The sequence below is a fragment of the Nocardiopsis halophila DSM 44494 genome (assembly GCF_000341245.1).
Lineage (GTDB): Bacteria > Actinomycetota > Actinomycetes > Streptosporangiales > Streptosporangiaceae > Nocardiopsis_A > Nocardiopsis_A halophila.
Window position 1 is genome coordinate 21,351 of sequence record NZ_ANAD01000074.1, and the last position, 16,655, is coordinate 38,005.

A 16,655-nucleotide genomic window follows, 5' to 3' on the forward strand; every position below is an offset into this window, starting at 1 on the left:
AAACAATACAACACGTTCCACCCTCTTCTTTGATGATCATCCCTGGTACAGAGGCGATACCAGCCGGTAACCAGGGACGGGAGAGAACAGGATCCACACGGCCGGCGGAGCCCGCCGCCCCGCGACGGAAGGACGCCCGCGTGAGCCTGGACGAGGTCCGCCGGGACTGGACCCGGCTCGGCGCCGACGAACCCCTGTGGGCCGTCTGCGTCGACCCGGACAAGCGCGGCGGCCGCTGGGACGCCGAGGAGTTCCTCGCCACCGGCGAGGAGGAGGTCGCCGCCGCGCTCGCCCGCCTGGAGGAGCTGGGCGCCGCCCCCTCCCTCGGCCGCGCGCTGGACTTCGGCTGCGGCGCCGGGCGCCTCTCCAACGCCCTGGCCCGGCGGTTCTCCTCGGTGACGGGCGTGGACATCTCCGCCCCGATGCTGGAGCGCGCCCGCGAGCTGGACCGCAGCGGCGGCCGCATCGAGTTCCTGCTCAACACCGGGCCGGACCTGCACGGCCTGCCCGACGCCTCGGTCGACCTGGTCTACACCGACCTGGTGCTGCAGCACCTGCCCCCGGAGGCGGCCGCCGGCTACCTGCGCGAGTTCGCCCGGGTGGCGCGCCCCGGGGCCGCCCTGGTCCTGGGGGTGCCCGAGCGGGAGCGCCCCACCTTCAAGGGGATGGTGTTCCGCTACGCGCCCTGGCCGCTGATCCGGCTGGCCCAGCGGGTGGTTCTGCGCTACCCGGCGCCGATGCGCATGCACACCTGGACCGCCGAGCGCATCGGCGCGGAGCTGGCGGCCGGTGCGCGGGCCGCCGGCCGCCCGGCGCCGCGCATCGTCGCCTCCGACGAGTACTGGGGCGGCGACCACTGGCGCCACCTGAGGCACTTCGCGACCGTGCCCGGGGAGCCCGGCGCCCCCGGCGGGGAGGAGCCGGCGTGAGCGCGCTGCCGCCGTTCCGGGCCACCCTGGGGCGCTCGGTGGCGCTGTTCTCGGCGTTCCGCAAGGAGCAGACCGACCCCGACCTGTTCTACGGCACGCTCGCCCGGGACACCGTCGCCCAGCTGCTCCGGTACACGCCGCTGGACGGCGCCGTGGTGGTCGACGTGGGAGGCGGCCCCGGCTACTTCGCCGACGAGCTGAGGTCCCAGGGCGCGCGGTGCGTGTGCGTGGACGCCGACGCCGGGGAGATGCGCCTGCGGGGCGGGGAGCTCCCGGACACGGCCCTGCTGGGGAGCGCGCTGGAGATGCCGCTGCGGACCGGATCGGTGGACGTGTGCTTCTCCTCCAACGTCCTGGAGCACGTCCCCGACCCCCGGCGCATGGCCGGTGAGATGGTGCGGGTGACCCGGCCCGGCGGAATCGTGTACCTGTCCTACACCCTGTGGTTCTCCCCGTGGGGCGGGCACGAGACCTCCCCCTGGCACTTCCTGGGCGGCCGGTACGCGGCCGAGCGCTTCGCCCGCAGGCACGGCCGCCGCCCCAAGAACGACTTCGGGACGACCATGTTCGCCGTCTCGGCGGCCGAGATGCTGGACTGGCTCCGCGGCAGGGACGACGTGGACGCCGTGGACGTCCTGCCGCGCTACCTGCCGTCATGGATGAAGCCGGTCGTGTCCGTTCCGGGTGTGCGCGAGGTCGTCACCTGGAACCTCCTCCTCGTCCTGCGCAAGCGGGGCTGAGCGCCGCGCCCCCGCGGCGCCCGCCGGCGCGGTGTCCGCCGGCTCCCCCTCCTGTTCCGGCCGCTCTCCCTCTTCTTCCTCCTCCTCGGCGCGGCGGGCGGCGCGCAGCGCCAGCAGCGGGGCGGAGGCGAGCACCAGGCCGCCCAGCGCCCCCAGGCCCGCCGGCGCCCACGTGCGCACCGCCCGCAGCGTGGTGCGCCGCCCGGCGGCGTCCTCGGCGAAGGCCGCCACCTGGGCGGGCGCGGTCTCGAGGTCGGCGTCCAGGAACAGCCGCTCCCCCCGGCCGTCCTCGGTGCGCAGCGTCTCGCGGCGGGACTCCTCGGCGGCCACCAGGCGCCCGGAGACCGGCTCGATCCAGTAGGTGCGCTCCAGCTCCAGCCAACGGGACGCCTCGACGGTGCCCGAGCGCTCCAGCCCCAGCGCGTCCGCGGGCACCGGGCGGGAGGAGTCGGGCACCTGGGTATCGGGCACCGTCTGGGTGTACCGGCGCACCGGCACCCCGGCCACCTCCTCCCCGCCCTGGTAGCGCATGGGCGGGGCGGAGCGCGCCTCGGCGACGTAGAGCGGCCGGTCGCCGGCGTCGGCCCCGGCCGGCCAGTAGAGCACCAGCCCGGCCTGGCGCACCGCCCGGTCGCCGCCCACGTGCTCGCCGCAGCAGTTCACCGCCCGGCCGGTGGCCCGGTCGACCACCACGCGGCGGTCCATGTGCCCGATCATCGCCGAGCCGCTGGAGGTGTCCACCGACATCCGCCAGGTCGCCCAGTCCGGGTTGCCGGCCGCCGCGCCGCCGGAGATCTCGGTGGTGCGCTGCACCTTCCGGTCCTCCACCGTCTCCCAGGTGGAGGTGTCCAGGTAGTCGGCCTGCTCGTCGACCAGGCGCAGCTGCAGGTCGGTGCGGGGCTCGATGAGCGCCAGGCGGTCGTAGGCGTAGAAGCGCAGCATCAGCGCCGCGGTCAGCAGGAACACCCCCGCCGCCACCGCCAGCACGGCGCCGTTGCGGGCCAGCACGGCGCCGGTGTGCCGCCGCGGCCCCTCCGGGCGCCACCCGGGGGCGGTCATGCCCGCACCTCCTCGACCTCGCGGCCGGAGTCCGGGCCTGGGCCCCGGGACCCGCCGCCGGAGCCGCCACCGGGGCCGTCGGCGCCCGTGTCCGCCTCGCCGCCGCCGGTCCCGGACGCGGGGCGGCCCGGGTCCGCGCCGGAGGCCCCGCCGCCGTGCCCGCCGTCGTCGTCCATCCCCGAGGTGCGCGGGGCCTCCCCCAGGGCCAGCACCAGGCGGGCCAGCGCGGGCAGGCACAGCAGCTGGGCGACCCACCCGCGCAGCGGTTCGCTGAGCAGCCCGCTGACGTCGTGGAAGGGCATGTACATGGACAGATAGGTCCCGGCCGCCGTGCACACCCCGGCCGCCGTCAGGAAGGCCAGGATCGTCCAGGGGCCCGCCGCCCAGCGCAGCAGCGCGCCGCCGAGGGTGGGGCGGCCCGGCTTGGCGTGCTTGAGGGCCTTGGACGGCGCACGGCCCAGCCACCACACGGCCAGCAGGACCCCGCCCATCACCGCGGCCCCGGCGGCGCCGGCCACCCAGGCCCCGTAGAGCGGGCCGAGCACCGCCAGGGGCGCGCGCCGGATGCGCGCGGGGACCGCGTCGGGAAGGGCCGCCGCCCGCTCGGCCCGATCAGCCTGATCGGCGCGCTCGGCGGCCGATGGTCGGCCCCTGTGGCGGAACCGCGCCGGCAGGGGGAGGCGCCCCTTGACGGCGAGCACGCCCACCAGCAGCGCGAGCACCGCCCCGATGCCCAGCGCCGCGTGGTAGGCCCGGTCGGGCGTATAGGTCATGGTGACCGTCCCCGAGGCGCCCTCGGGCAGCTTCCAGGCCTGCTTCCAGCCGTCCAGGCGGACCGGCTCCAGGGGCTCGCCGCCGCCCAGGACCGCCTCCCAGCCCTCGTTGAAGTTCTCGTTGACCACCAGGTAGCTGTCCTCGCCGACGCTGACGTCGACGCTGCGCTCGCTGCGGCCCCAGCCGTTGACCGCGGCGACCCCGTCGGCCTCGACCTCCGACCGGTCGGCGCCGTCCGGTCCGACCAGGACCGAGCGCACGTGGTACTGGCGCCCCGGCTCCACCCGGACCGTGTTCTCCCCCTCCTCGAGGGCGACCGCGTCGCAGCTCTCGAAGCCCAGCGGGCGCCCGGCCAGCTTGTCCTCCAGCGTCCCGGAGGAGATGCGGGTGTCCACGCGCTCGCCGTTGACCCGCAGCACCGGGCCCAGCCCGCAGGCGGTGCGGGCGGAGCCCTCCCCGACCGGCTCCAGCGGTTCGACGCCGGGCAGGGCGATGCGGGCGATCTCCAGCGGCTGGCCCTCGGGCGGGTCGAAGGACAGGGTCAGCTCGTCGGCCTCGACCGGGTCGAAGCCCACCCAGCCGTCGCCGTCCAGCCAGGCCTCGCGGACCGTGGTCCCGGTGTCCACCGTCATCCGGACCGGCCGGCCCACCGCGTCGGGGCGGGGGAACTCGACCTTCAGTCCGCCGATCTCCCGCTCGGCGCCCAGGTCGACCTCCAGCGAGGGGCTCTCCTCCTGCGGGTCGGGGTACCAGACGGTGGCGTCGTCGCCGTCGAAGGCGTTGCGCCCGATGGCCGCCGGGTGCCCGACCGAGGTGGAGGAGGAGGTCACCCGCGGGTACCCCCCGGCCCGGTTGGCCGCGTTCTCCAGGTCGCGCGGGTCGACGGCCACGACCCGCCCGGTGACGGCGCCGGGCTCGTCGGCCGCCTCGGGCCCGGCCTCGAAGGTGCGGCTCATGCCCAGCGCGTCCTCGCCCTGCACCTCCAGGGCGGGGTCGCACACCCACACCCGGGAGCCCTCCATGCAGCCGGGCACCGTGCCCATGGAGCCGGTGAAGAAGAAGGACGAGGCCCCCTCCTCGGGCACGGGCACCGACAGCGACCGGGACGGCTCCAGGCCGGGGATCTCGACGGAGGTGATGCCCACCCGGGTGCCGAAGCGGTACTCGGGTTCGTAGGCCAGCTCGTCGACGCGGATGCGCAGCCGCTCGGTCTCCCCTTCCGGGGCGGTGAACTCCTGCGGCCCGTCGTCGTCGGCCACGGCGGCGGTAGTGCGGCCCGCGTCGGTGATCAGGCTGACGCGCGAGGGCGGCGGCTCGCCGGGGATGGGCTCGAAGGCGACGGTGAAGGTGCCGACCTCGCGCGGCTCCTCGAAGCGGATCTCCAGCCACTGCTTCTCGGCCCCGCTGAAGGAGCTGGAGCGCCAGGAGGTGCCGGGGGCCTCGTCCAGGGCGGCGAAGGGGCTGCGCCCCGGGTCGCGGGTGCCCGGGCTCGCGCCCGCCCCGGACTCGGTGGAGGAGGCGGTGACCGCGGCGATGCCGGAGTCCTCGGCGACCGCGGTGTAGCCGTCCCAGGCCGGGTCGGCGATGTCCGGGGCGGGGGCGCCCCGCTCCAGCTCCTCGTCGGCGGTGAGGGTGGCGCTGACGTTGCGCCGCACGTCGGAGTAGACGATCTCGCGGCGGCGGGCCGTGTCGGCGGCGACGGTGTCCTCGGGGGCGATGTCCTCGGCGCCGGGGTCGTCGCCGATGACCACCGGCCGGTCGCCGGGGAGCGCCCCCTGCTCGGCCAGGTCCAGCAGCGCCTCGGGGCCGCCGGTCACCCGCAGCGCGCCGTCGGCGGGCACCGTGCCCACGGCAGGGGCGGCGCCGCGCACCTCGTAGACCTCCAGCGCCTGGTAGGGCTGGTCGTACCAGCGCGAGGCGGGCTGCAGCTCCTCGGACCCGACGGCCGGCCCGAAGGAGGCGCGGCGGACGATGCCCGGGGAGTCGCCCAGGGCCTGGTGCACGCGCGCGGGCCAGGCCCCGTTGTTGCCGCTGCGCTCCAGGTCGTTGCGGACGAGCAGGTGGGTGACGCCCATCCGGGCCAGCGCATCGGCCAGGCCCGGCGAGCCCCGGCCCGAGGAGATGCGCTGGTCGATCTCCTGGGTGAGGCGGGAGACCCCGGCCGACCCCCAGGGGATGATCTGCTGGTTGGTCCACGCGCTCTCCAGCAGCGGCTGCATGGGCTCGTCCATGGGGCGGCCCCACTGGTACTCGCCGCGGGCCGAGCCGGGCACCGCCATGGTCATGCCGCCGGTGGAGTGCTCGTCGATCCACCGGGTGGCGTCGTGCCAGTAGGCGGGGATGCGCTCGAAGCCGCCGCGGGTGGCGATGCCGACCGTGGCCACCGGGGTGAGCGTCGCGGCGAAGGCGACCGCGCACGCCCCGGCGGCCGCCCGGTAGGCGGTGCCGGGAGGCAGGGCGAGCGCGCGCAGCACCCCGCCGCGGCGCGCGGCGGGGGCCGCGNCCAGGACCAGCGGCAGCCGGATCAGCGCGTCGAACTTGTGGATGTTGCGGAACGGCGCCAGCACGCCGTCCAGCAGGTCCTGCACGACGGGGCCGAGCGGCCCGGCCAGCTGGCCGGTGTAGCCGGCCACGACGATCGCGGTCCCGGCCAGCACCGAGGTGAGCAGGAACGGCCGCTCGGGGGTGCGCCGGCCGATCAGCCCGGCCAGGCCCAGCCCGGCCACCACCGCGGTGGCCGCCACCAGCCACGGCTCGGTGGACAGCTCCGCCCCGGCCGGCAGGGCGGGCTGGTCGGTGTCGGGGACGTAGCCCATCCAGTTGGAGGCGCCGCGCAGGGCGTTGGTGAGCGAGGTGATGCCGGTGGTGGTGGCCGCGTCCTCGGTGTAGGGCATGAAGGACCACACGTAGCGGCCCATGATCAGCAGCGGGACCATCCACCAGAACGAGGCGCAGAACAGCGCGAAGAGCCACCAGGCCAGCAGCCGCCGCTTGCGCGGCCCCGGGGCGCGGGTGAGCAGGTAGATCAGCGGGACCACGAGGACGGCCAGCTCGGAGGCGGCGTTGGTGCCGCCGCAGAGCAGGAACGCCAGCGCCGAGAGCATGGCCGCGCGCATCGGCTCCGCGCCCTGCCGGGTTCCGTGGATCAGCGGCAGCAGGATCCACGGCAGCAGCAGCATCGGCTGCAGCTCGGCGGAGTTGTAGGAGATGAGGGTGAGCACCCGGGGCGCCAGGGCGTAGGCCGCGCCGGCCGCCATGCGGGTGTGCAGGGTGCCGATGCCCAGCGCCTCGGCGACCTTGACGGTGCCCAGGAACGCCGCGCACAGCAGCACCGCCATCCAGGTGCGCTGGACCAGCCACTCGGGCATGTCCAGCGCGATGAGCACGGCGTGGAAGGGGCCGTTGGGGAAGAAGTAGCCGTAGGCCTGGTTCTGCAGCTGCCCGAAGTAGGAGGGGTCCCACAGGTACAGGGCGCGTTCCAGGAAGCCGGTGGGGTTGATCGTCAGGTCGATCTTGGTGTCGCCGACGATCATCGGCGGGTCCAGGCTCAGCGCGGCCCCGGTCAGCAGCAGGCAGACCGCCAGCAGCTTGAGCCTGCGGACCAGGGCCCCGTCGGTGCCCGCCTTGCCGTCGGTGAAGGTCACGTGCCTGCCTCTTGCCCCGCCTGTTCCCCGGGGGCACGGACGCGCCCCGCGCCGTCGATCTCCTCCGCGACGAGCCGCGCCATCGCGGCTCCGCTCGCCTGCCAGGTGAAACGGGCGGCCCACTCCCGGCAGGCCCGGCGCACCTGCGCGGCCCGCTCCGGGTCGCTCAGCTCGGCCAGCGCCTTGCCCACGACCCGGCCCAGGTCCTCGCCCTCGCGCACCAGCCACCCGGTCTCACCGTCGCGCACCGAGTCGCGCAGGCCGTCGACATCGTAGGCCACCGTGGGGACGCCGAGCGCCGCCGCCTCGATCACGGTCAGCCCCCACCCCTCGAACTCCGAGGCGGTGACGTGCAGCAGCGCCCCGGCCAGCACCGCGTTCTTGTCGTCCTCGGGCAGGAACCCGTGCAGCCGGACGGCGTCGTGCAGCCCCTCCTCCTCGATCCGCGCGGCGATCGGGTCGGCCTCGGGGCCGCGGCCGACGATGTGCACCCGCAGCCCGGGGTGCTCCTCGCGCAGCGCCACGGCGGCGTCGACGATGCGCGCCACACGCTTCTGCACCACCAGGCGGCCGACGCTGACCAGGGCGGGGGCGCCCATGTCGGCGGCGGGGTGGCCGGGGGTGCGGGCCGGGGAGCCGGCCACCGGCTGCAGCGGGGGGCGGCCGTTGTGGATGACCGTGATGGGGGCGCGCCACCCCAGCTTCTCGCGCATCGCGCGGCGGGAGGACTCCGAGACGGTGACGGTGGTGCAGCACCGGTAGACCAGCGAGGCCAGCGTCGACTCGATGAACCGCCCCAGCCAGGCCACCGGGCGGCTGAAGTAGGCGTTGAACTGCAGGTCGTGCACGTGGTGGACGATGCTGACGACGCGGGTGCGCCGGGGCAGCACCAGGCGGGAGAAGAACGGGATGCCGTTCATGCAGTCCAGGGCGGCGTGGAACTCCCGTCGCCAGAGCAGCAGCCACAGCAGCACCAGCGGGTAGACGGTGAACTTGCCGCCCATCCGGCGGATGACGACGCCGTCGCGGGTCTCCACCCGGGGCTGGCCCGGCTCGCGGCTGGTGAGGAAGGTGAGAACGGCGCCGCGGCCGACCAGGTGGCGGCTGATCCGCCAGGCGTACTCCTCGGCCCCTCCGGCCGCGGACTGCCAGGGGCAGCGCCAGTTGACCACCACGATCCGGCGGCCGTCCAGGCGGGGGCCGAGCTCGGCCTCCTCGGCCTCTTCGGCGCGCTCCCGGTCCTCGGCGCCGGCCGCGGGGGCCGGGCGCGGGTCGGGCACGGCCTCGGGGGCCAGGGTCACCGGGGGACCGTAGGCGAAGTCGGGGACGAGAGGGGGGTGCTGATCGGGGTGGACCACGTGCTCTCCTGTTCCGCCCGCTCCTCCGCCCGCTCCCCGTCGAACACGTGTCCACCGACCGTGACGGGAGTGTCACCAGGGGTAAGGGATCGAAGGGTCGGAAGGGGAGGTGGGAGCGCGGTGCACAGAACGGCGGCGAGGGTGCGGGTGGGCGGCGCGGCCCGCACGAGGGCCGCACCGCCGGCCGGCGCCTAGCGGTCGCCGTAGTTGTACAGGGACTCGTTGACCGGCTCGGCGGACGACGAGGCGTTGGTGGCGACGGTGGTGCCGACCAGGGCCAGCCCGCCCGCCAGTGCCGCACCGATGACGCAGGCGGCGAGGATCTTGATCACGAGGGGTTCTCCTTCCGCGGCTCCGTCCCCTCGGGCCGGGGCCAACGCATGGAAACGAGATTAGAACTCGATGCAACCAGGGACCAGACGATGGACCCAACTGTAACCAACCAGCCGGTAACTTCCAAGACCGACAGATCCTCTTTTACCGCGTCTACATGCTCATCCGGCACACGGTAAAGGGCGAGCGAGGGGCCCTCGTGGACCGTCTCCGAGGCCTCGACGAGTGACAAGAACCTGTTCTCACTCAGGTGGCGGGGGCCGCTGTCGGCCGCATCCGGCGCCGCGCGCTCGACGAGCACGTACCGCACGCCCAGCGCGCCGGCGCCCGGCGCGTCGGCGCCGCCGGGCCGGGCCGCCAGACCGGCGACCGCGCGGGCGGCGGGGTCCTCCCCCTCGGCGGCGCGGACCGCGCCGCCGTCGGCCACCCGGAGGTCATCGTTCCACACGGCGGGCCGCTCGAACAGCTTCACGGCAGGATCGAGGACCACGCCGCCGGGCCCGTCGGCGCCGTCCGCACCATCGGCCCCACCGGCACCGCGGGGGCCGAGGACGCCGAGGCCGCGGTAGGCGCTCCACGGCAGGACGAGCACCGATCCGGGCCGGGGGTCGGCGTCGACCAGGCGCTGCACCCGCGTCCACTCGGCCGGGTACTCCACCGGTGCGAGCCGGCCGGCCGCCCCCCAGGCCAGGCTGGGCAGCAGCACCGGGGGCGCGAGCAGCAGCAGGGCGGCGGCCGCCGCCCCGGCGCGGTCGGGGCGGGCCGCGCCGGCAGCGCTGCGCACCAGCCACGCCGCGGTGCCGCCCAGGCCCGCCGCCTGGAGCAGGGCGAGCGGGGCGGTGTACAGCTGGCCGTCGCGCAGCGCCCCGAAGCCGGGCCAGGCCTCGATGAGCAGGCGCAGCAGGTCGCGCCCGGGGGCGGCGGTGCCGAGCAGCGCGACGGCGGTCCCGGCGACCGCGGCGGCGGTCAGCCCGGGCCCGGCGGGGCCCAGGGAGCCGCGGCGCAGCAGCAGGACCCAGCCGGCCAGGGCCGCCAGGGCCAGCGCCAGGCGGCAGGCGGCGAAGAAGGGGTGGCCGAGCCCGTCGGGCACGGCCTGGGCGTTCCAGACCCCGCCGAGCAGCAGGAGCGACCCGGCCGCACCGAAGGGGGTGTCGGCCCGGGCGGCGAACAGGTCCACCGCCCCGGGGTCGGTGCGGGCGCCCCCGCCGGCCGCCGAGAGGGCAGGGACCAGCCACGGCAGGGAGGCCGCCGCGACGGCGGCGGCCGCGAGCNAGCGCAGGCGGGCCGCGGCCGGACCGGGGCGCGCGGCGGCCGCCGGGACCGCCACCAGCGCGGAGAGCACGGCCGAGGAGAACCCGCCGACCGCCGCCGGGACGAGCGCGGTGACCAGCCGGGGCAGGTCTCTCGGCGCGGCCAGGCGCACCGCCGCCGACAGCACCCAGGGCAGGCCGGCGTAGCCGAGGAGCAGCGCCCACTGCCCGAGGAGGAGGCGTTCGGCGATGTAGGGGGTCCAGGCGTAGAAGACCCCGGCGGCGAGCCGGGCGACGAGCGGCCCCGGGACGAGCCGCGCCGCCCCGGCACAGGAGAGGACGAAGACGGCGAGGAGCAGGCCCGCCTGCACGAGGTCGGCGGGGAGCGCCTTGGCCAGGAGGGCGGCCGCCGCGTCGCTCGGCACCGCGCGGGGGAACCCCTCCCCCGCACCGAGCTGCACCGGGCCCAGCGGCGGGTCGGGGACGAAGACCATGTCGTAGCGCAGGACGAACCCCCGCCCCAGGCCGGGCCCGACGGCGAGCACCCCCAGCAGCAGGCCGACGCCCCAAGGGGCGGCCCCTCTGAGGAGCCCCTTCCAACGGCGGGTCGCCTCGTCGCCAGTCATGGTCAGGCGAATCTAGCAATGCGGTTCGCCGCAACGGAGCGCGCCCTTCGGGGAAGAGCAGATGATGGTGGGAGAATCCGAGAAAGACCCGTCCAGGGAGGATGGCGATGGCTAGCGTTGGCGACGACCGCGATCCGCCCCCCGGAGGCGACGACATGAGTGCCCTTCCTGTGGAAGAGGAACCGATCGAGACCGCGCCTTCCTCCCGTGTGTGGCCGGTTCCTCCGCCCGACGGCTGGACCGCCGAAGACCTCGACCGGATCCCGGATCTCCCCCCGCACACCGAGCTCATCGACGGGAGCCTGGTCTTCGTGGGCCCTCAGCTCGAACTCCATGAACTGCTCATGTCCGTCCTGCAAGCGGGACTGCGCGTCCGTTGTCCGAGCGATCTCCGGGTCCGGCGGGAAATGGGCATCACGATCGGCGAGAAGAACCGGCCGGAGCCCGACGTCGTCGTGGTCGACGCCGGGGTGGTCGGTGAGGAGAAGTCGTCCTACCCGCATGACGCGGTGCGCCTGGCGGTCGAGGTCGTCTCGGCGGAATCCAGGGAACGCGATCGCAAGCGCAAACCGCTCCTGTACGCGGAGGCGGGCATCCCGCACTTCTGGCGGGTCGAGAAGGTCAACGGCGAACCGGTGGTCTACGTCTACGAACTGGACCCCGCGACGCAGCAGTACGCGCTGACCGGGATCCACCGCGAGCGCTTGAAGCTCACCGTCCCGTACGACATCGACATCGACCTCACCGAAGTCCACCGCATGTGACCCTGCGTGCGGCCAGGTCACCGGCGGTATGGCACCATACGTCCCATGACCGAACGCTGGCCGACCAAGGACGACCTCGCCTCCGCCCGCAAGCGCTTCGAGGCGGCGATCCCGGGCTGGGAGGCCCCGGCCGCGTTCGGGGTCGGGCTGCCCGGCACGTCCGACACGGCCGACGCGGACAGCACGTCCTTCCCCGTGGTCAACCGGCGGTCGGGGTACCTGTCGGCGGTCGTCCTGGCCACCGTGTGCGGCCACGCGTCCGGGACACGGACCTACCGCTTGTCGGCCGACGAGCTGGCCGAGGCCGTCCGGCTCATGTCCCCCGCCGAGGCCTGCACGGACGTGGGCCACCCCAACATGACCGCCTGGCGCGGCATCCTCGCCGAGATCGGGGGCACCGGCCGCCGGGCCGTGGCGGTGTTCGTCGGCGACCCCGGCGACCCCGTGGCCGACGCCCACGACGCCCGGTTCCGCCGCCTGCTGGACGGGCAGGGCGCCTGAGGCCGATGCACGGATTCGGGGCGGGCGCGGGGCGGCCGCGGCGTCCGGGCGGGCGCGGCGGACGGATGACCGCGGCCGTCACCACGGTCTCGGCGCACCGCATGGGCGCGTCCCTGCTCGCGCTCGCCTTCGTCACCGGGGTCGTCGACACGCTGAGCTTCCTGGGCTTCGGCGACGTGTTCACCTCGAACATGACCGGCAACGTCGTCCTGCTCGGCGTGTCCTTCGCCGAGGGCACCGGGCCGACGACGCTGCGCTCGCTGCTGGCCTTCGCCGCCTTCCTCGCCGGGCTCGCGGCGGGGTTCGCCCTCGCCGACCACGTGTTCCGGCGCAGCCGCCGGTGGATCCTGGTGATCGAGTCGGTGCTGATCGCGGCGCTGTCCATCGCGTGGATGCTGGGCGCCCCCATCGACGCGATGACGGCGGTCGCCGCCGTGGCGATGGGCATGCAGAGCGCCGTCGTGGAGCGCTCGGGGGCGGGCGTCTCGGTGAACTATGTGACCAGCGTGCTGGCGGGGATGCTGGGCCACCTGACCCTGCTGAACCGCCCGGACGCGGCGCTCGCGCTCAAGGCGGGCATCATCCTGTCCCTAGCCGCCGGCGCGGCCTGCACGACGGCCGTGCTCCAGGCCGCCCCGGTGTGGGCCGCGGACCTGGCGTTCCCCGCGATCCTCCTGGCCCTCCTCGTCTTCCCGAACGCCGAGTGAGACGGCCGCGAGCGCAGCCTGCACCTGGGCCCTCCCCCACCGCGGAAGCGCACCGGGACGGCGGGTCGGCCTGCATGGAGATCGGCGTGGATGCGAGGCGGCTCCGGTGGCGGGGCCGGCCCGGTGCCCCGCCCTCCCGGGCGGCAGCGGTGGAACGGCCGCGGACGCACGCCGCCGTACCCGCACGGGAACCGGTGCGGGGACCTCCGCAAGGCCGTCGACTCAGCAGCGCGAATCGATAGTGGTGAGATCACCACTATCGATCGCAGGGCGACGGGCCCCACGGAACCGGCGGCGACCTCACCGGGCTTGTCGGAAGTCCGATGGGTGCGGCGAACGGACGCCGCGATTCGCGCCTGCTCTGCGCGGAGGCCGGGGCGATCGGCGCATCGCGCCGATCAGCGGCCCGGGACCGACGGCCGGGGCTCTCCTCTCCCACGCGGCTTCCGACGAGTTCAGTGGTGGGCCGCCTTCTGCAGGCGGTGGGCGACCTCGACCGGGGTGAAGCCGAACCTGCGGTTGATCTCCCACATGGCGGTGTTCACCGCGGCCGTCCAGGTGTGCACCCGCCTGCGGTCGGGGTGCTCGGACTGCAGGCGCAGCAGGTTCAGCGCCTTCAGGGCCTCCCCCAGGCCGCGGCCGCGGTGGGGCTCCAGGACCACCGTGTCGTCCTGGTACACCTCGCCGGGGGTGTGCTCGGGGATGAAGAGCTGGCTGTACCCGGCGGGCTCCCCGTCCGGGCCGCGGGCCAGGGACGCGATCGAGGCGTAGCCCTGGCGCCGGGTGCGGGCCTCGACCGCGCGGACCCGGCCCTCGTCCCACACCCGCGGCTCCGCCTCCAGGTCGCCGCAGGGGACCGCCCGCTCCATGGCGGTGCGCATCGCGGCCACCGCAGCGGCCTCCCCGGGCGGGCAGCCGCCGCTCCAGGTGGACAGGCGGTAGCCGCCGCGCCGGGGCGCACCGCGCTCCACGCGTCCGCGCAGCCGCTCCGGCGGCACCGGCAGCGCCAGCACCAGGTGGTCCTCCCGGTGCACACTGCGGAACCCCCGCCGCAGCGCGAACCCGGCGCCGGGGTGCTCCTCCGGGGCGCACGCCGAGGGCACGAACGCCTCCGCCAGCAGCACCCGGTGCCCGCCCCGGCGGGCCAGGCGCTCGGCGTGGGCCAGCAGGGCGCCGCCGTAGCCCCGGCCCCGGTGCTCCTCGGGCACGTTGACGTCCACGTCGGCCAGGTCCGGGTTCTCCCGGCCGTGCAGGGCGAACAGCAGGCTGCCGACCACCGCGCCGCCGTCCACCGCCGCCCACGCCGAGCGCTCGGCCGCCGAGCCCGGCTCCCGCAGCGAGGCGCGCATCTCCTCGTAGGCCGCCACCAGCGGGCTGTGCCGCCCCGCCGACGCCCCCGCCCGCAGGGCCCGGTACCAGGCCGACAGCGCGGCCTCGTCGTGCGGGTCGACGCGCTCGATCACCGCCACCGGCGCCTCCCCCGTCCTCGGTCGATCCGATGGGCCCGTTATCCCGCACCGGGGGCGGGCGGGGCAAGGACGCGGGACCGGTACGGCCGGTCCCGGACGGGAGGGACGAACCGCCCTGCCCCGCCCCGCCGCGGCATCCGCGCACGGTCCGCACGGACCGGACGCCGCCGACCGGCGTGTCCGCCGCCGCCCGGGAGCGCCGTACCGTGTCCGCGGCCACCCCGTCGCCGCCCGTGACGGACCGCCCCGCCGCCTCCCGCCGACCGTCCGAAACCCCGCACGCCTGGACGGGCCGTCATACACCGCCCGACGCCCCAGCACTCGCTCAGGGCACCACTCGGGGCGCGAGACTCGCACCAGCCTCGATCGTTGACGGGGGATGCCGGAACACCTGCCCGGGCAACGGTCGGCGCCCACGGCCGACCCGCCGTCACAGGCGCGGAGCCCCCTCCGAGCGCACTCCGCGTCCGCCCGAACGACGCAGAGCGGGACCCCGGGCGAACGGCCACCGGCCGCCGACGCCCACCGGCCAGGACGCACGACCCGCACCGGCCCGGGGCCGCACCCCCGGCGGATGCCGCTCCGTCCGTCCGGGTCACCCGGGGCGTCGCCGGGCATCGGTTGAACCCTCGGCGGCCGGAAGGCGGAGCCGGGGCGTTCCGAGGCCGTGTGTGGCGCCCGGCACCGTGCGTCCGACGCTTCGACGCCACGGTGGTGCACATCGGGCGACTCGGCTTCAGGCGGCCGATGGGCGTCGGCTGCGGACGTCGCGACGGGTGTCCATCCGGGGCCGCGGTGACCGCTACCGGCGGCCCGCGGGCTCCGGGCGGGGACCGGTGTTCTCCGTCGGCGGCGTCAGCCGGTGTACTCCACCGTTCCCGAATAGGCGCCCTCGACGTAGTCCCGGTGGGAGCGGACCGCGTACTCGTAACCGGTGCCGCGTGTCGGCGGGAGGGGCCAGGCGGTGCCCTCGTCGACGATCGCCGCCGTGGTCCAGCCCCGGCCCTCCTCGGGGCCCTCGCCGTCGACCGGGGCGCACTCGGCCGGCGGGGACGGCTCGGGGGACTGCCCGGCGTCCGGGTCGCCGGTCGGGGACGGATCCGGCTCGGGGGACGGGTCCCTGCACGCCATCTCGCGCCGGACCACTTCGTAGTGCCCGGCCCCGTCGGCCCCCTCCCAGGCCAGTTCGGGGTCGCCGCCCCCGTCCTCCTCGACCCGGAGCCGCTCCGGCGCCCCCGGCGGCTCCGGGTCGACCTCGATCCGCTCCGGCTCGGAGCCCCGGCCCGCGTCCCCGCCCTTGTAGGGCCGCACGGTGAACTCGTACACCGCCCCGCTGAGCAGCCGGTCCACCGTCACCGACCGGGTCCCCCCGGCCTCGCCCTCCACCTGCGCGGGGAGCGCCACCTCCTCGTCCGGGTCCGGCCGCACCCGGCGCTGGAGGACCTGGTAGCGGGTGGCCCCCGGCACCGGATCCCAGCTCAGCCGCACGTCGCCGCCGCCCTCGTCCTCCACGCCGACCTCCGGCGCCTGCCGGGGGCCGACCGCCACGTCCGGCAGCGGCCGCTCGTAGGCCCCGCCCAGGCCCAGGTCCCCGGCCAGCGCATCGGCGAACGCCGCCGCGATCTTCAGCTCGCCGCGGGCGTTGGGGTGGGTGGTGTCCCAGTTGTCGTCCTCGGCGGCGTACCCCTCGGCGGCGGGGGCCACCACCACCGGCCCGGGCCCGCTCAGCTGCGCCGCCAGCTCGGCCAGGCCCTCGTTGAACGCGCGGACCTTGCCGTTCAGCTCCTCGTCCCGCCCGGTCCCGGCCACGGGGGTGACCTCGCCGAGCACGATCTGCACCCCGCCGTCGGCCACCCGCGCCGCGGTCACCGCGTCGCGCACCGCCTCCAGCGCCCAGGCGGGCGAGGAGTCCTCGGCGAAGTCGTTGATCCCGGCCATGAACAGCAGGTAGTGCGGCTCGTACTCGGCCACGTGCTCACCGAGCGAGGCCGCGGTGTCCTCGGTCGTGGCCCCCCACACCCCGGCGTGGTCGGTGTCGAAGCCGGGGTCGGCGTAGGCGTCGCTGCCGGGCCTGCCGCTGTTCACGTCGAGCACGTCGTCGTAGGGGCCCACGAAGTCGGCGTCGACCCCCTCGTCCTCCAGGTGCCGCCAGAGCCGGTACCGCCAGGTGAAGTCGCCGCTGCTGCCCTGCACGACGGAGTCGCCCGCGACCAGGATGCGCGCGGTGCCCTCCGGCGGGGTCCCGCTCGCCGGAGGCGGCGACGGCTCCTCGTCCGGTGCGCCGGTGCGGAACGAGCCCAGCGCCGCCTGGATCACCAGCAGGGTCGCGAACATGGCCCCCAGGGCCACCCCGACCAGCCCGAGCGGGGTCGGCTCGAAGCGGGGCAGGCCGAGGCGGCGGGGCCGGGCCGTACCGCCGGTGCCGCCGCCGTCCCCGCCCCCGGCCCTGTCTTCGTCTTCGGCGCCCTCGCCGGGGCCGCCGTCCTCGTCCGCCACGCGTC

11 protein-coding genes are annotated in these 16,655 nt (G+C 75.9%); 5 read left to right on the forward strand and 6 right to left on the reverse strand.

Going from position 1 to position 16,655, the window contains the following annotated elements:
• Positions 1-140 precede the first annotated feature (140 nt).
• Both D450_RS0109575 and D450_RS0109580 read left to right on the forward strand, forming a co-directional pair.
• Positions 141-929: a class I SAM-dependent methyltransferase gene (locus D450_RS0109575; protein ID WP_017538446.1), complete on the forward strand. Its 789-nt coding sequence runs from the start codon at positions 141-143 to the stop codon at positions 927-929.
• The gene (locus D450_RS0109580; RefSeq protein ID WP_017538447.1) at positions 926-1,669 is read left to right on the forward strand and encodes a class I SAM-dependent methyltransferase; all 744 of its coding nucleotides are present in this window, start codon (positions 926-928) and stop codon (positions 1,667-1,669) included. The genes D450_RS0109575 and D450_RS0109580 overlap by 4 nt, the downstream gene beginning before the upstream one ends.
• Here the strand turns inward: D450_RS0109580 and D450_RS0109585 are convergent.
• The 4 genes from D450_RS0109585 to D450_RS33965 all read right to left on the reverse strand — a co-directional run bounded on the left by D450_RS0109585 (position 1,583) and on the right by D450_RS33965 (position 8,836).
• Complete coding sequence (locus tag D450_RS0109585) at positions 1,583-2,728, reverse strand: DUF3068 domain-containing protein (protein ID WP_017538448.1); 1,146 nt, start codon at positions 2,726-2,728, stop codon at positions 1,583-1,585. The two genes, D450_RS0109580 and D450_RS0109585, sit on opposite strands and share 87 nt — an antisense overlap.
• Positions 2,725-7,146: an alpha-(1->3)-arabinofuranosyltransferase gene (locus D450_RS0109590; RefSeq protein ID WP_017538449.1), complete on the reverse strand. Its 4,422-nt coding sequence runs from the start codon at positions 7,144-7,146 to the stop codon at positions 2,725-2,727. Before D450_RS0109590 ends, D450_RS0109585 begins: the two co-directional genes overlap by 4 nt.
• Positions 7,143-8,504 carry a glycosyltransferase family 4 protein gene (locus tag D450_RS0109595; RefSeq protein WP_017538450.1) on the reverse strand — a complete coding sequence of 454 codons (1,362 nt, stop codon included), beginning with the start codon at positions 8,502-8,504 and terminating at the stop codon, positions 7,143-7,145. Before D450_RS0109595 ends, D450_RS0109590 begins: the two co-directional genes overlap by 4 nt.
• Before the next feature lie 191 nt (positions 8,505-8,695).
• Positions 8,696-8,836: a hypothetical protein gene (locus D450_RS33965; RefSeq protein WP_017538451.1), complete on the reverse strand. Its 141-nt coding sequence runs from the start codon at positions 8,834-8,836 to the stop codon at positions 8,696-8,698.
• Between the two features lie 2,032 nt (positions 8,837-10,868).
• Here D450_RS33965 and D450_RS0109610 point away from each other — a divergent pair.
• The 3 genes from D450_RS0109610 to D450_RS0109620 all read left to right on the forward strand — a co-directional run bounded on the left by D450_RS0109610 (position 10,869) and on the right by D450_RS0109620 (position 12,685).
• Positions 10,869-11,477 (forward strand): Uma2 family endonuclease, encoded by a 609-nt coding sequence (locus D450_RS0109610; protein WP_051063566.1) that lies wholly within the window; start codon positions 10,869-10,871, stop codon positions 11,475-11,477.
• A gap of 45 nt (positions 11,478-11,522) precedes the next feature.
• Complete coding sequence (locus D450_RS0109615; RefSeq protein ID WP_017538454.1) at positions 11,523-11,978, forward strand: hypothetical protein; 456 nt, start codon at positions 11,523-11,525, stop codon at positions 11,976-11,978.
• Between the two features lie 65 nt (positions 11,979-12,043).
• On the forward strand, positions 12,044-12,685 hold the full coding sequence (locus D450_RS0109620; protein ID WP_017538455.1) for a DUF1275 family protein: 642 nt from the start codon (positions 12,044-12,046) through the stop codon (positions 12,683-12,685).
• A gap of 455 nt (positions 12,686-13,140) precedes the next feature.
• On the opposite strand, the gene D450_RS35175 is transcribed toward D450_RS0109620, so the two are convergent.
• Positions 13,141-14,154 (reverse strand): GNAT family N-acetyltransferase, encoded by a 1,014-nt coding sequence (locus D450_RS35175; RefSeq protein WP_017538456.1) that lies wholly within the window; start codon positions 14,152-14,154, stop codon positions 13,141-13,143.
• A gap of 855 nt (positions 14,155-15,009) precedes the next feature.
• A complete protein-coding gene (locus D450_RS0109630) occupies positions 15,010-16,650 on the reverse strand; it encodes a GDSL-type esterase/lipase family protein (RefSeq protein WP_017538457.1) in 1,641 nt (546 codons plus the stop codon).
• Positions 16,651-16,655: the final 5 nt, after the last annotated feature.

Excerpts from the sequence above, each read along its gene's own strand:
- D450_RS0109585 (WP_017538448.1), bottom strand. The coding sequence starts at position 2,728 with ATGACCGCCCCCGGGTGGCGCCCGGAGGGGCCGCGGCGGCACACCGGC.
- D450_RS0109610 (WP_051063566.1), top strand. The coding sequence starts at position 10,869 with ATGAGTGCCCTTCCTGTGGAAGAGGAACCGATCGAGACCGCGCCTTCC.
- D450_RS0109615 (WP_017538454.1), top strand. The coding sequence starts at position 11,523 with ATGACCGAACGCTGGCCGACCAAGGACGACCTCGCCTCCGCCCGCAAG.
- D450_RS0109620 (WP_017538455.1), top strand. The coding sequence starts at position 12,044 with ATGACCGCGGCCGTCACCACGGTCTCGGCGCACCGCATGGGCGCGTCC.